This window comes from Variovorax terrae, from assembly GCF_022809125.1.
GTDB lineage: Bacteria > Pseudomonadota > Gammaproteobacteria > Burkholderiales > Burkholderiaceae_C > Variovorax_A > Variovorax_A terrae.
Map to the genome: position 1 here is coordinate 796,603 of NZ_JALGBI010000001.1, position 13,975 is coordinate 810,577.

The 13,975-nt window shown below is 70.8% G+C and carries 14 protein-coding genes; 10 read left to right on the plus strand and 4 right to left on the minus strand.

Annotated features, from left to right (window positions below):
- Positions 1 to 51: 51 nt before the first annotated feature.
- Positions 52 to 1,002: an AEC family transporter gene (locus tag MMF98_RS03670; RefSeq protein WP_243304423.1), complete on the plus strand. Its 951-nt coding sequence runs from the start codon at positions 52 to 54 to the stop codon at positions 1,000 to 1,002.
- Between the two features lie 61 nt (positions 1,003 to 1,063).
- A complete protein-coding gene (locus tag MMF98_RS03675) occupies positions 1,064 to 1,867 on the plus strand; it encodes an alpha/beta hydrolase (RefSeq protein WP_243304425.1) in 804 nt (267 codons plus the stop codon).
- A gap of 25 nt (positions 1,868 to 1,892) precedes the next feature.
- Here the strand turns inward: MMF98_RS03675 and pdxH are convergent, their stop codons facing one another.
- Both pdxH and MMF98_RS03685 read right to left on the minus strand, forming a co-directional pair.
- Positions 1,893 to 2,534, minus strand: coding sequence for a pyridoxamine 5'-phosphate oxidase (gene pdxH / locus MMF98_RS03680; RefSeq protein ID WP_243304427.1), 642 nt, complete (start codon positions 2,532 to 2,534; stop codon positions 1,893 to 1,895).
- On the minus strand, positions 2,531 to 3,439 hold the full coding sequence (locus MMF98_RS03685; protein ID WP_243304429.1) for a LysR family transcriptional regulator: 909 nt from the start codon (positions 3,437 to 3,439) through the stop codon (positions 2,531 to 2,533). The genes pdxH and MMF98_RS03685 overlap by 4 nt, the downstream gene beginning before the upstream one ends.
- A gap of 108 nt (positions 3,440 to 3,547) precedes the next feature.
- Here MMF98_RS03685 and MMF98_RS03690 point away from each other — a divergent pair, with 108 nt between their 5' ends.
- From MMF98_RS03690 to MMF98_RS03710, 5 genes are all read left to right on the plus strand, one after another.
- The gene (locus tag MMF98_RS03690; protein ID WP_243304431.1) at positions 3,548 to 4,009 is read left to right on the plus strand and encodes a (2Fe-2S)-binding protein; all 462 of its coding nucleotides are present in this window, start codon (positions 3,548 to 3,550) and stop codon (positions 4,007 to 4,009) included.
- Between the two features lie 12 nt (positions 4,010 to 4,021).
- The gene (locus MMF98_RS03695; RefSeq protein ID WP_243304432.1) at positions 4,022 to 6,295 is read left to right on the plus strand and encodes a xanthine dehydrogenase family protein molybdopterin-binding subunit; all 2,274 of its coding nucleotides are present in this window, start codon (positions 4,022 to 4,024) and stop codon (positions 6,293 to 6,295) included.
- Positions 6,296 to 6,464: 169 nt separating this feature from the next.
- Positions 6,465 to 6,929 carry a (2Fe-2S)-binding protein gene (locus MMF98_RS03700; RefSeq protein WP_243304433.1) on the plus strand — a complete coding sequence of 155 codons (465 nt, stop codon included), beginning with the start codon at positions 6,465 to 6,467 and terminating at the stop codon, positions 6,927 to 6,929.
- Between the two features lie 11 nt (positions 6,930 to 6,940).
- The gene (locus MMF98_RS03705; RefSeq protein ID WP_243304435.1) at positions 6,941 to 9,079 is read left to right on the plus strand and encodes a xanthine dehydrogenase family protein molybdopterin-binding subunit; all 2,139 of its coding nucleotides are present in this window, start codon (positions 6,941 to 6,943) and stop codon (positions 9,077 to 9,079) included.
- Positions 9,079 to 9,648: a nucleotidyltransferase family protein gene (locus MMF98_RS03710; protein ID WP_243304437.1), complete on the plus strand. Its 570-nt coding sequence runs from the start codon at positions 9,079 to 9,081 to the stop codon at positions 9,646 to 9,648. Before MMF98_RS03705 ends, MMF98_RS03710 begins: the two co-directional genes overlap by 1 nt.
- Here MMF98_RS03710 and MMF98_RS03715 read toward each other — a convergent pair.
- Positions 9,638 to 10,171 (minus strand): superoxide dismutase family protein, encoded by a 534-nt coding sequence (locus MMF98_RS03715; RefSeq protein WP_243304440.1) that lies wholly within the window; start codon positions 10,169 to 10,171, stop codon positions 9,638 to 9,640. The two genes, MMF98_RS03710 and MMF98_RS03715, sit on opposite strands and share 11 nt — an antisense overlap.
- Before the next feature lie 38 nt (positions 10,172 to 10,209).
- Entirely contained in the window at positions 10,210 to 10,842 is a 633-nt protein-coding gene (locus tag MMF98_RS03720; protein ID WP_243304442.1) for a gamma-glutamylcyclotransferase, read from the minus strand.
- A 46-nt stretch (positions 10,843 to 10,888) separates the two neighbouring features.
- Here MMF98_RS03720 and MMF98_RS03725 point away from each other — a divergent pair, with 46 nt between their 5' ends.
- From MMF98_RS03725 to eda, 3 genes are all read left to right on the plus strand, one after another.
- Positions 10,889 to 11,371: an OmpA family protein gene (locus MMF98_RS03725; RefSeq protein WP_243304444.1), complete on the plus strand. Its 483-nt coding sequence runs from the start codon at positions 10,889 to 10,891 to the stop codon at positions 11,369 to 11,371.
- Between the two features lie 134 nt (positions 11,372 to 11,505).
- Positions 11,506 to 13,323: a phosphogluconate dehydratase gene (gene edd / locus MMF98_RS03730; protein ID WP_243304446.1), complete on the plus strand. Its 1,818-nt coding sequence runs from the start codon at positions 11,506 to 11,508 to the stop codon at positions 13,321 to 13,323.
- On the plus strand, positions 13,314 to 13,967 hold the full coding sequence (eda, locus tag MMF98_RS03735) for a bifunctional 4-hydroxy-2-oxoglutarate aldolase/2-dehydro-3-deoxy-phosphogluconate aldolase (RefSeq protein ID WP_243304449.1): 654 nt from the start codon (positions 13,314 to 13,316) through the stop codon (positions 13,965 to 13,967). Before edd ends, eda begins: the two co-directional genes overlap by 10 nt.
- Positions 13,968 to 13,975 lie beyond the last annotated feature (8 nt).

The window sequence follows — 13,975 nt, forward strand, 5'->3', positions numbered from 1 at the left end:
GCCCGCGGTTCACGCCCGGCGCGGTATCCTCGGCCGCAGAAAGAACCTCGCGTGAACCACCCCGTCCTCTCCTCCCTGCTGCCCGTCGTTCTCCTCATTGCTATCGGTTTCATAGCAGGCCAGCGCCAATGGATCAGGACTTCCGCGGTCAAGGACCTGTCCAACCTGGTGTTCGTGGTGCTGGCGCCGGCCCTGCTGTTCCGCACCATGAGCACGGTGCACGTGGAGCAGCTCGATTTCAAGCCGGTGACGGCCTACTTCGTGGCGGCCGGGCTGATCTTCTTCGGCACCCTGGTCCTGCGCGGCTTCAGCCGCACCGCGGCGGTGCTGGCGCTGGCCAGTACCTTCAGCAACACCGTGATGATCGGCATTCCGCTGATCGGCTTCGCCTACGGCGATGCCGGGCTGGTGACCCTGTTCACGCTGATCTCGCTGCACTCGCTGGTGATGCTGACCCTGGCCACGGTGGTGCTGGAGCTGGCGGTGATGCGCGAAAGCGCCGCCGACGGCCAGCGCGCCCAGCGCCACATGGCCGCCACCGTGGCGCTGGCCGTGCGCAATGCGATCTTCCATCCGGTGCCGCTGCCCATCCTCGCGGGGCTGCTGTTCGCGCAGACCGGCCTCGTGCTGCCGGCCGCGGTGGACCGGCCGCTGCAGCTCCTGGGCACGGCGTTTGGCCCGCTGGCCCTGGTGCTGGTCGGGGTCACGCTGGCCCAGACGGCGGTGGGCACCCATGTGCGAGGTGCGCTGGCGCTGGCCGCGGCCAAGAATCTGCTGCACCCGCTGCTGGTGGCGCTGCTCGGCTGGGCGCTGGGCCTGGGCGGCCTGCCGTTCGCCGTGATGATCGTGGCCGCCTCGCTGCCGATCGGCGCCAATGTGTTCCTGTTCTCGCAGCGCTACGCGGTGGCCGAAGACCTGGTGACCGCCGGCGTGGCGATGTCCACCGTGCTGGCGCTGGCCACGGTGTCGCTGGTCATGGCGCTGGCGGGGCGGCTGGGCTGAGGCCCTGGGCATGGCGGCGTGATCCGCCGCAAAATAGGGGGAATCCTTCAAGGAGTGCGCCATGAAAACTGCCTTGCGCTGCTGGCGTCTGTGCCTGTTCCTGCTGCTGTCCGGCCTGCTGCTGCCGCTGCGGGCGCAGACCGCGCCGCAGGTGGTCGACATCCCGACCCGCCCCGGCGTGACGCAGCGCTTCGTCTACCTCACGCCGGGCCAGCCGCGCGCCGCGGTGATCCTGCTGGCGGGCGGCCATGGCGGGCTGCAGATCTTTCCCAACGGCAGCTTCAAGTGGGGCGAGGGCAACTTCCTGGTGCGCACGCGCGCGCTGTTCGAGCAGCAGGGCCTGGCTGTGGCGGTGGTGGACGCGCCTTCGGACCGGCAGACCGCGCCCTTCCTCAGCGGCTTTCGCCAGACGCCCGAGCATGTAGCCGACCTCAAAGCCGTGATCGCCTGGCTGCGCGTGAAGACCGGCGTGCCGGTCTGGCTGGTGGGCACCAGCCGCGGCACCCAGTCGGCGGCCTGGGCCGCCACCCAGCTGCCGCGCGCCGACGGCGGGCCGGACGGCCTGGTGCTGACCTCCACCATCCTGACCGACCCGCACGGCCGCGCCGTGCCAGCCATGCCGCTGGAGCGCGTGGCCGTGCCGGTGCTGGTGGTGCACCACCAGCAGGATGGCTGCGCGCTGTGCGCCTTCAGCGAGATGCCGCGCCTGATGGACAAGCTCACGGGCACGCCGCGCAAGGAGCTGATCGCGGTCAGCGGCGGCACCAGCCAGGGCGACCCGTGCGAGGCCCGGGCCTACCATGGCTACAACGGGGTGGAGGCCGAGGTGGTGGGCCGCATAGCGGCCTGGATCACAGCGCCTTGAGCGGGCGCGGGAGCACCTGGGCGGCTCAGGGCGCCAGCCGCTCGCGCTGCCAGCCGCCGCCCTCTTCGGCGCGGTAGCGCAGCCGGTCGTGCAGCCGGCTCTTGCGGCCCTGCCAGAACTCCCAGGTGTCGGGCACCAGCCGCAGGCCGCCCCAGTGCGGCGGGCGCGGCGGGTTCAGCAGGTACTGCGCGGCGTACTTCGCCGCATTGGCGACTAGCACGCTGCGCCCGGCGATCACCTGGCTTTGCGGGCTGGCCCAGGCGCCGATGCGCGAGTCGAGCGGGCGGCTCTTGAAGTAGGCGTCGCTCTCGGCCTCGTCCACTTTCTGCACCCGGCCCTCGATGCGCACCACGCGCTCGAGTTCGACCCAGTGGAACTGCAGCGCGGCGAAGGGGTTGCCCGCGAGTTCGCGGCCCTTGCGGCTGTCGTAATTGGTGTACCAGACGATGCCGCGCGCGTCATAGCCCTTGATCAGCACGATGCGCGTGCTCGGGCGCAGGTTGCCGGCCACGGTGGCCAGCGTCATGGCGTTGGGCTCGGGCACCTCGGCGCGGATGGCTTCGTTGAGCCACTGGTCGAATTGCTGCAGCGGGTCGGCGTGCGAGGCGTCCTCGCTGAGTTCGGCCCGTTCGTAGCTCTTGCGCAGGTCGGCGATGTTCGTGCTCATGGCGCCATTGTAGGAAGCCGGGCGGTGAGGAAGTCGAGGAACACGCGGGTCTTCACCGGCAGGTGGGCGCGCTGCGGGTAGTAGGCGTAGAAGCCGGGGAAGGCGGCGCTGCAGTCGGCCAGCACCTCCACCAGCTCGCCCGAACGGAACACCGGCGCCAGCGACTCGGCCCAGCCGATGATGAGGCCCACGCCCGCGATCGCCGCGTTCAGCCCGGCTTCCCAGTGGTTGACCACCAGCGGGCCGCGCACCGCCAGCTCGGTCAGTGCCTCGCCGTCCATGAACTCCCATTTGTAGAGCGCGCCGCTGCTGCGCATGCGGTAGTTGATGCAGCGGTGCCGGGCCAGATCCTGCGGGCGCCGCGGCGTGCCGTGCGCGCGCAGGTAGGCCGGCGAGGCGGCGCAGCGCAGGCGGAACTCGGGCGTCAGGCGCAGCGCGATCATGTCGCGCTCCACGGCCTCGCCGATGCGGATGCCGAGGTCGAAGCCCTCGCGCACGATGTCGACCAGGCCGTCGTCATAGGCCAGCTCCAGCCCGATGTGCGGATGCGCGGCGAAGAAGCCGGCCAGCAGCGGCTCGATCAGGAAGCGGCCGGCCGAGTAGCCCAGCGTCACGCGCAGCGTGCCGCCCTCCACGCCAGCGCTGGACTGCAGGTCCTCGGTCGCGCCCTTGAGGCTGGCCAATGCCGGCGCCACGCGCTCGAGGTAGGCCCGGCCGGCCTCGGTGAGGTTGAGGCTGCGCGTGGTGCGCTCGAACAGGCGCACGCCGAGCCGCGTTTCCAGCTTCTTGATGGTTTGCGACAGCGCGGCCGGCGTCACGCCCAGCGCGTGCGCGCCCTGGGTCAGGCTGCGGCTCGCGGCCACCTGCTCGAAGGCGGTGAGCGAGGCCAGGATTTCGGGTTTCATCCGTGGATTCTTAAGCAAAAGTTGATAGCTCAGATAGGTTTTGGGTATTTCCTTTTGAAAAAGGCAGGCGCACACTGCGCCCCTCCAGCCCCACCAGGAGCCTCTTCCATGGCCGTGAACCTCACCCTCAATGGCAAAGCCACGTCGATCGACGTCGATCCCGCCACCCCCATCCTCTGGACGCTGCGCGACACGCTGGGCCTGACCGGCACCAAGTTCGGCTGCGGCCAGGCGCTGTGCGGCGCCTGCACCGTGCACCTGAACGGCTCGCCGATCCGCTCCTGCGTGACGCCGGTGGCCGCCGCGGCCGGCCAGAAGCTCACCACCATCGAGGCCCTGGCCGACGACAAGGTGGGCCGCGCGGTGGAGGACGCCTGGGTGCGCCACGACGTGGCCCAGTGCGGCTACTGCCAGAGCGGCCAGGTGATGAGCGCGACCGCGCTGCTGATGGGCAACCGCCAGCCGAGCGATGCCGACATCGACGCCGCCATGGCCGGCAACATCTGCCGCTGCGGCACCTATGTGCGCATCCGCGCCGCCATCCACGACGCGGCCCATGCGCTGGCCTGAAGGAGATTTGCCATGCATGTCGATCCCATTGTGATGAATTCCATGCCAAAAGGGCTCAAGGTCCTGGTGCAGCGGTCATTGGGTGCTCCTGAAACGATAGCAAACGAAGGCCTGCCGCGACGCAGCTTCCTCAAGCTCGCCACGGCCTCGGGCTTCGCGCTTGGCGCCTTCCCGTTGGCCGCGATGGCGCAGGGCGGCGCAGCCGGCGCCGCGGCCTCGGGCCTCAAGCCCACGCAGCAGCCCGCCGCCTTCGTGCGCATCGACCGCGACGGCACCGTGACGGTGACGATCAACCGGCTCGATTTCGGCCAGGGTGTGCAGACCGGCTTGCCGATGATCCTGGCCGAAGAGCTCGACGCCGATTGGTCCAAGGTGCGCAGCGTGCACGGCAACGCCGACCCGGCCTATGTGGACCCGGCATCCGGCCTGCACATCACGGGCGGCTCGGGCTCGATCAAGAACTCCTACCTCCAGTACCGCGAACTCGGCGCCCGCACCCGCGCCATGCTGGTGGCCGCGGCCGCCGCGCAGTGGAACGTGGCGCCCGCCACGCTGCGCACCCAGGCCGGTGCGGTGGTGGGCCCCGGCGGCAAGAAGCTCGGCTACGGCGAGCTGGCCGACGCGGCGATGCGGCTGCCGGTGCCCGAGAGCGTGGTGCTCAAGGACCCGAAGCAGTTCCGCCTGATCGGCCAGCCCACCGGGCGGCTGGACGCGCGCGCCAAATCGAGCGGCGGCCAGGGCTACGGCATCGACGTGCGCCTGCCCGGCATGCTCACTGCCGTGGTGGCGCACCCGCCGGTGTTCGCGGGCCGCGTCAAGTCGCTCGACGATGCCGCGGCCAAGGCGGTGAAGGGCGTGCGCGCCGTGCTGCGCGTGCCGCTGGACCGTGGCGGCGAAGGCGTGGCCGTGGTGGCCGACGGCTACTGGCCGGCCAAGCTCGGCCGCGAGGCGCTCAAGGTCGAGTGGGACACGGCGGCGGTGGAGAAGGCCGACAGCGCCCGGCTGCTGGCCAGCTACCGCGAGCTGGCGCAGAAGACCGGCGCCGTGAAGTACGACGCCGACATGGCGAAGCTGGCCGGCGCGCCGAAGAAGATCAGCGCCGAGTTCGTGTTCCCCTACCTGGCCCATGCGCCGATGGAGCCGCTGAACTGCACCGTGCGCCTGAGCGGCGAAGGCGCGGCGGCCCAGGCCGATCTCTGGATGGGCACGCAGATGCCGGGGCTCGACGCGGCCGCCGCGGCGCGCGTGCTCGGCGTGGCGCCGCAGAACGTGAGCGTCCACACCCAGATGGCGGGCGGCGGCTTCGGCCGGCGCGCGATTCCGAGCAGCGACTACGTGGCCGAGGCCTGCGCCGTGGCCCGCGCCGCGCGCTCGGCGGGGCTCGCGGCGCCGGTGCGCACGCTGTGGAGCCGCGAGGACGACATCCGGGGCGGCTACTACCGCCCGATGCACGTGCACCGCGCCGAGATCGGCTTCGACGAGCAGGGCCGGATCCTGGCTTGGGAGCATGTGATCGTGGGCCAGTCCATCCTCAAGGGCTCGCCGTTCGAGCCCTTCATGGTCAAGAACGGCATCGACGGCACGATGGTCGAGGGCATGAGGGAGCCGTATGAGATCCCGATGAAGCTCTCGGTGCACCATCCTCAGGTCAACGTGCCGGTGCTCTGGTGGCGCAGCGTGGGCTCCACCCACACGGCCTATGTGATGGAGACGCTGATCGACGAGATCGCGCGCAGCACCGGCCAGGACCCGGTGGCCTACCGGCTGCGGCTGATCGGTGAGGGCCACCCGCGCCACAAGGCCGCGCTGCAGCTCGCGGTGGACAAGTCCGGTTACGGCAAACGCACGCTGGCTGCCGGCCGGGCCTGGGGGGTGGCGGTGCACGAGTCGTTCAACACCGTGGTGGCCTACGTGGTCGAGGCCTCGGTGCAGGACGGCGTGCCCAAACTGCATGCCGTGACGGCCGGCGTGCACTGCAACCTCGCGGTCAACCCGCGCAGCGTCGAGGCCCAGGTGCAGGGCGCGGCACTGATGGGCCTGGCCACCTGCCTGCCCGGCGCGGCCATCACGCTCAAGGATGGCGTGGTCGAGCAGAGCAACTTCGGCGACTACGTGGTGCCGCGCATCACCGACATGCCCGCGATGGCGGTGCACCTCGTGCCCAGCGCCGACGCGCCCACCGGCATGGGCGAGCCCGGCCTGCCGCCGCTGGCGCCGGCATTCGCCAACGCGGTGGCGCGGCTGACGGGCAAGACGCCGCGCGAGCTGCCGTTCAAGCTGGCCTGAACGCCCGCCTGGTCCAACGCCGGGCGCGGCGGCGACGCAGTTGTATCAATTTGCGAAAAGCAGGGTGAAATCAGGGTTTACCCCATGATTTTTTGCGGCCTTGAGCATAGGCTGCAACAGGGCGCCGCGCCTGCGGCTGCCCGCCCCACGTTCCCAAGGAGACAACAACATGAGCGTGAAATTCACCCTGAATGGCAAGGCGGTGTCCGCCGCTGCCGAGCCCGACACCCCGCTGCTGTGGGTCGTCCGCGACGAGCTGGGCCTGACCGGCACCAAGTTCGGCTGCGGCATGGCGCTGTGCGGCGCCTGCACCGTGCACCTGAACGGGCAGCCCGTGCGCTCGTGCCAGACGCCGCTGTCGGCCGTGGCCGGCGCCAAGGTCGCCACCATCGAAAGCCTGTCACGCAACAACACCCACCCGCTGCAGGTGGCCTGGATCAAGCACGACGTGCCGCAGTGCGGCTACTGCCAGTCGGGCCAGCTCATGAGCGCCGCCGCGCTGCTGGCCGGCAACAAGAACCCGAGCGATGCCGACATCGACGCCGCCATGAGCGGCAACCTCTGCCGCTGTGGCACCTATCCGCGCATCAAGGCCGCCATCAAGGATGCGGCCGCCTCGATGCGCAAGGCCTGAGGAGCACCGCCATGACCACCGTTGCACAGACTTCGCGCCGCGATTTCCTCAAGACCTCGGCCGCCACGGGCACCGGCCTGCTGCTGGGCGTTTCGCTGTCCCTGCCCGGCGGCGATGCGCAGGCCGCCGGCATGCTCTACACGCCCAATGCCTGGGTCCACATCGCCGACGACAACACCATCACGCTGCTGTCGGCGCGCTCCGAGATGGGGCAGGGCGTCTACACCTCGATGCCGATGCTGATCGCCGAGGAACTCAACGTCGACATCCATCGCATCAAGGTGGCGATCGCGCCGCCGAATGCCAAGGTCTATGGCAACGCGCTGCTCGGCGGCCCGCAGCTCACCGGCGGTTCGACCTCGGTGCGCGACGGCTGGGAGAAGCTGCGCGTGGCCGGCGCCCAGGTGCGCGAGATGCTGGTGGCCGCCGCGGCCGAGAGGTGGAAGGTCGATGCCTCGCAGCTCAAGGCCCAGAACGGCATGGTCACCGGCCCCGGCGGCAGGAAGGCCACTTACGGCCAGCTGGCCGAAGCGGCCTCGAAGCTGCCCGTGCCCAAGGACGTGAAGCTCAAGGACCCGGGCGAGTTCACCATCGTGGGCAAGCCCACGCGGCGCCTGGACACGCCGGCCAAGACCAACGGCACGGCCGAGTTCGGCATCGACGTCAAGCTGCCGGGCATGGTCTACGCCTCGCTCGAGCAGTGCCCGGTGATCGGCGGCAAGGTCAAGCGCTATGACGCAAGCAAGGCCAAGGGCCTGCCCGGCGTGATCGACGTGGTGCAGATCCCCGATGGCGTGGCCGTGGTGGCCAACAGCTACTGGCGCGCCAAGAAGGCGCGCGAGGCGCTGGTGGTCGAGTGGGACGAAGGCCCGGGCGCGGCCATCGACAACGCCAGCATGCTGGCCGGCATCCGCGCCGCCACCGACAAGCCGCTGCCGCTCAAGGCCGTGGGCGATGCCGATGCGGTGATCAAGAACGCTGCCAAGGTGCTGCGGGCCGAGTACGTGTCGCCGCTGCTGGCGCACGCCACCATGGAGCCGATGAACTTCACCGCGCACTACGACAACGGCAAGGTCGCGCTGATCGGCCCCACGCAATGGCAGGACGGCGCGCAGGGCGCGGTGGCCAAGGCGCTGGACATCAAGCCCGAGGACATCACGCTGCGGACCACCTTCCTCGGCGGCGGCTTCGGCCGGCGCATCGACCTCGACTTCATCGTGCAGGCCGCGCAGATCTCCAAGGCCGTCAACAAGCCGGTCAAGCTGATCTGGTCGCGCGAGGACGACATGACGCACGACTTCTACCGCCCGATGGCGGTGCACCAGCTCGCCGCGGCCGTGGGGCCGGACGGCAAGCCCACGGCCATGACCTTCCGCATGGTGTCGCAGTCGGTCACCGGCCGCGTGTTCGGCCTGCCCGGCGAGGTGCAGGACCCGCTGATGACCGAGGCCGCGCTCGCGCCCTACGAGATCCCCGCCACGCGGCACGAGATCGTCAAGCACGACAGCGGCCTGCGCGTGGGCTACTGGCGCTCGGTCAGCCATGCGCTCAACGCCTTCGCCAACGAAGGCTTCATCGACGAGCTGGCCGCCGCCGCCGGGCAGGACCCGTACGCCTATCGCATGTCCCTGCTGCAGAACCAGCCGCGCTTCGCCAATGTGCTGAAAATGGCGGCCGACAAGGCCGGCTGGGCCACGCCGCCGGCGGCCGGCCGCACGCGCGGCATCGCACTGATGGAGGGCTACGACACCTACATGGCGCAGGTGGCCGAGATCTCGCTCAAGGACGGCCAGATCCAGGTGCACAAGGTGACGGTGGTGGCCGACCTCGGGCGCATGGTCAACCCCGACACGGTGCTCGCGCAGATCCAGTCGAGCGTCAACTTCGGCCTGTCGGCGGCGCTGTACGGCGACATCACGCTGGACAAGGGCCGCGTGCAGCAGACCAACTTCCACAACTACGTCGTGGTGCGCATGAACGAGGCGCCGCAGATCGACGTGACGCTGGTGCCCAGCACCGAGAAGCCCGGTGGCATCGGCGAGCCGGCCACCGCGCTAGTGGCGCCGGCCGTGGCCAATGCGCTGTTCGCGGCCACCGGCAAGCGCCTGCGCCGGCTGCCGCTGACGCCCGACGCGATCAAACAGGCCTGATGCCCGCGCCGCCGGTCGTCATCGTCCTTGCGTCCGGCCGCGGCGAGCGCTTCGCCGCCTCGGGCGGCACCGTGCACAAGCTGCGGGCGCTGCTGGCCGGCCGGCCGGTGCTCGAGCACACGCTGGACGCCGTGCGCGCCAGCGGCCTGCCCTGGCACCTGGAGGATGCGGGCCACCCGGGCATGGGCGACTCGATCGCCGCGGCCGTGCGCGCCACCCAGGGCGCCGCCGGCTGGCTGGTGCTGCCCGGCGACCTGCCGCTGATCCAGGCCGCGAGCCTGCGCCAGGTGGCGGCTGCGCTGGCGCGGCAGCCGGTGGTGGTGCCGCACCATGGCGGCGAGCGCGGCCATCCGGTGGGGTTTGCGGCCGTGTGCCGCGAAGCCTTGCTCGGTTTGAAGGGAAATCAGGGCGCTGTCCACATCGTGCGGTCATACGCTGCTATGAATTCAATAGCAGACATCGAGCTCGGCGACATCGGCTGCGTGACCGACATCGACACCGTGGCCGATCTGGCGCGCGCCCAGGCGCTGCTGGACGCGCGTGCTGCGGCCGCCGGACTCAGGACTTGACGATCAGCCCGCAGGCGATGCGCGCGCCCGAGTTGCCGGTGGGCTGCGTCTTGTAGTCGTCCGGGTCCTTGTGCACGATCACGGCGCGGCCCACGATGCTGGTGGGGCCGTCGGCCACCGTCACGCCCATCAGGTGAAAGTCCGCCACCGCCTTGCCCGAGGCATCGGCCTGCAGCGAGGGCATGTCGCCGCCGTGGTGGGCGGCATTCTGCGGGCCGTGCGGGGTGTTCGCGGGGTTGTAGTGGCCGCCCGCGCTCATGGCATCGGGCGCCGAACAGTCGCCCTTGTCATGGATGTGGAAGCCGTGCTGCTGGCCGGGCGCCAGGCCCGTCACTTCGGCGTGCACCATCACATGGTCGCCATGCTGCACGAAGCGCACCGTGCCGCCGGCCGTGGAGCCGCTGCGCGCCTGCAACTGGCTGGTGGCCGCGGGGCCGCCGGCCTGCATGCCGGAGCCCGCGCAGCCGGCGGCCAGCAGGGCGATGGCCAGCGCGGCCACCAGGGTGGGAGAAAGGGGTTTCATGGTGCGCCTCCTCTGGGGGTTGGGGAACGGTGCGGCCATTACAAGCCGCTGCGCGGCGGCTGTCTGCCCGGGGCAACCCGCAGATCGCCGTCGGCATGCGAGAGCAGGCGCTGCAGGGCGTGGTCGTGGATGCCGTGGCGGCGCAGGCTGTCGAAGGTCTGGCGCGCATAGTCGAGCGTGGTGCCGAAGCGGCCGCACGAATCCGAGAAGATCTGCCGGTAGTGCGCCGCGTCGAGCTCGCCGGTGTAGCTCGGGCTGCGGCGCGACAGCGTGAAGGCCAGCGCGCGCACCGGCCCGCGCGCCGTCTGGCAGGGCAGCCAGCGCGGGTCGTACACGGCGGTGACCATCTCGCGCAGCCACAGCCGGGCCATCACGTCGGCCGCGTCGCGCCGCGGCACGCGGAACACCATGCCGGTGCAACTGCCGCCCGAGAGCAGGGCGAACACGAGGCCCGGGCATTCGGGCGTGCCGCGGTTGATGCGGCTCCACATCTTGAGCGCGCGGTGCCAGCCGTGCACGCGGGCCAGGCGGTGCTCGGTGTGGTCGAACTCCGGCCGCCAGATCAGCGAGGCGTAGCCGAACACCCACAGGTCGCCGCGCCCGCCCCACTCGCGCAGGCTCTGCGCCAGCATCGGGGCCGGATCGCGAAGGGGGAGGAGCGGAGGTGCCATGCCGTTGCTACTTTACAATCGCCGCAGTTTTCAGGAGTTCAAAGATATGCTTTCCCAGGATGATGACAGCACCGGCATTGCGCTGGGCGTGGTGTTCGGCGTGATCGCGCTGGTGATCGGCCTCGTGATCGGCGTGGCGGTCTACCAGACCCGCATCGCCGGCGAAGCCAAGGCGGTGCCGGTGGTCGTGGAAATCGACGCGGCCAGCGTCAAGGTCGAGAACGGCGTCGTCAAGTTCTACTTTGCCACGGCGCGGGCCGAGCTGGCCCCCGGCGCCAACGAAGCCCTGGCCGAAGTGGTGAAGTCGGTGGCCGAAGGCCGCCGGGCCGTGGTCAGCGGCTTCCACGACGCCACCGGCGACGCCGCGAAGAACGAGGAGCTGTCCAAGCAGCGCGCGCTGGCCGTGCGCGAGGCGCTCAAGGGCCTGGGCGTGGCCGAGGACAAGGTCGAGCTGCGCAAGCCCGAACTGCTGACCGGCACCGGCAGCAATGCCGAGGCGCGCCGCGTCGAGGTGATCGTGGTGCAGTAAGGCGCTGCTCTATGCGCAGGAAAGGCCCGGCTTGCCCGGGCCTTTTTGTTTTCGTACCCAGCCTGTAACCTTGCGGGGCTGTCGGACGCCGGTTCGGCGTTACGATAGGGTTTGTAATTTAGTTACCACTCCCGATGAAACTCCACCCCACCGTCGACGCCGTGACGCGTCGCATCCGCGAGCGCAGCGCCCCGGCGCGCGCGGACTACCTGCAACGCCTGGACGCCGCCGCGGCGCGCGGGCGCGGCGCCGACCGCATGGGCTGCGCCAACGTGGCCCATGCTTTCGCGGGCCTGCCGGCCAGCGACAAGTTCAAGGTGGTGACCGAGCGCGCGCCCAACATCGGCATCGTCAACGCCTACAACGACATGCTCTCGGCGCACACGCCGCTGGGCGCCTATCCCGAACTGATCAAGGCCGAGGCGCGGCGCCACGGCGCCACGGCCCAGGTGGCCGGCGGCGTGCCGGCCATGTGCGACGGCGTGACCCAGGGCACGCCCGGCATGGAGCTGAGCCTGTTCAGCCGCGACGTGATCGCGATGGCCACGGCGGTGGCGCTGTCGCACGACATGTTCGACGCCGCGCTGATGCTGGGGGTGTGCGACAAGATCGTGCCGGGCCTGCTGATCGGCGCGCTGCACTTCGGCCACCTGCCCACGGTGTTCGTGCCCGCGGGGCCGATGCCCAGCGGCCTGTCCAACAACGAGAAGGCCAAGGTGCGCGAGCAGGCGGCGCAGGGGCTGGTCGGGCGCGAGGCGCTGCTGGCGGCCGAGTCGGCGGCCTACCATGCGCCGGGCACCTGCACCTTCTACGGCACGGCCAACAGCAACCAGATGCTGCTCGAAGCCATGGGCCTGCATGTGCCGGGCACGGCCTTCGTGGCGCCGGGCGGGCCCCTGCGCGAGGCGCTCACGCGCGAGGCCGCGCGCACGGCGCTGGGCATCACCCGGGCGCAGCGCTTCGCGCCGATCGGCCGGGTGGTGGACGAACGCGCCATCGTCAACGCGCTGGTGGCGCTGCTGGCCACGGGCGGCTCGACCAACCACCTGATCCACTGGGTGGCAGTCGCGCGCTCGGCCGGCATCACGATCGACTGGGACGACTTCGCCGCGCTGTCGGACGTGGTGCCGCTGCTGTCGCGCGTCTACCCCAATGGCAGCGCCGACGTGAACCAGTTCCAGGCCGCGGGCGGCACCGGCTTCGTGATCCGCGAGCTGCTCGATGCCGGCCTGATGCACGAGGACGTGCTGACCGTGCGCACGGGCGGCCTGCGCGAGTACACGCGCGAGCCGGCGCTCGAGGGCGAGGCCTTGCGCTGGCATGACGCCGGCGCCTCGAAGGACGAATCCATCGTGCGGCCTGCCGGGCGGCCGTTCAGCGCCACCGGCGGCCTGAGGCTGCTGCAGGGCAACCTGGGGCGCAGCGTGATCAAGGTGTCGGCCATTCCGGACGACCGGCACGTCATCGAGGCGCCGGCCCGGGTGTTCGATTCGCAGGAGGCGCTGCACCAGGCCTTCAAGGCCGGCGAGCTCGAACGCGACGTGGTCTGCGTGGTGCGCTGGCAGGGGCCGCAGGCCAATGGCATGCCCGAACTGCACAAGCTCACGCCGCCGCTGGCGGTGCTGCAGGGCAAGGGTTTCAAGGTGGCCCTGGTGACCGATGGCCGCATGAGCGGCGCCTCGGGCAAGGTGCCGGCCGCCATTCATGTGCTGCCCGAAGCCGCGGCTGGCGGTCCGCTGGCCCGGGTGTGCGATGGCGACGTGGTGCGGCTCGATGCGGTGGCCGGCACGCTGGACGTGCTGCTGCCTACGGGCGAGTGGGAAGCCCGCGCCGCCGTGCCCATGCCCGAGGTCCTGCGCGCCGCCAACGGCGCGGGCCTGGGACGCGAACTGTTTGCCGGCATGCGCCGCCAGGCGCTGACGGCCGAGGAAGGAGCCTGCACATGGCTGTGAATGAACGACCCGGCAGCGGGCTGAGTGCCCTGGACGTGATGCGGGACGCGCCGGTGCTCCCGGTCATCGTGCTGCACGCGGTGGAACACGCCGTGCCGCTGGCGCGCGCGCTGGTGGCCGGCGGCATCCGCATGCTCGAGGTCACGCTGCGCACGCCGGTGGCGCTGGCCTGCATCGAAGCCATTGCCAGGGACGTGCCGCAGGCCGTGATCGGCGCGGGCACGGTGCGCAGCGCGGCCGATGCGCAGGCGGCTTCGCTGGCCGGCGCGCGCTTTGCCGTCAGCCCCGGCTACACCCATGCCGTGGGCCGGGCCTGCCACGAGCTGGGCCTGCCGCTGCTGCCCGGCGTGGCCACCGGCAGCGAGATCATGGCGGCGCAGGAAGACGGCTACACCGAGCTCAAGTTCTTTCCTGCGATGCAGGCCGGCGGCCTGGCCATGCTCAAGGCCTGGGGCGGCCCGTTCGGCGACGTCACGTTCTGCCCCACGGGTGGCATCCATGCGGGCAACGCGGCCGAGTTTCTTGCGCTATCGAACGTGGCCTGCGTGGGCGGTTCGTGGATCGTGCCGACCGACGCGATCCGCGAAGGCGACTGGGCTCGCATCGAGCAACTGGCACGCGCCGCGAGCCAACTGCCGCGCTGACCCTGCGC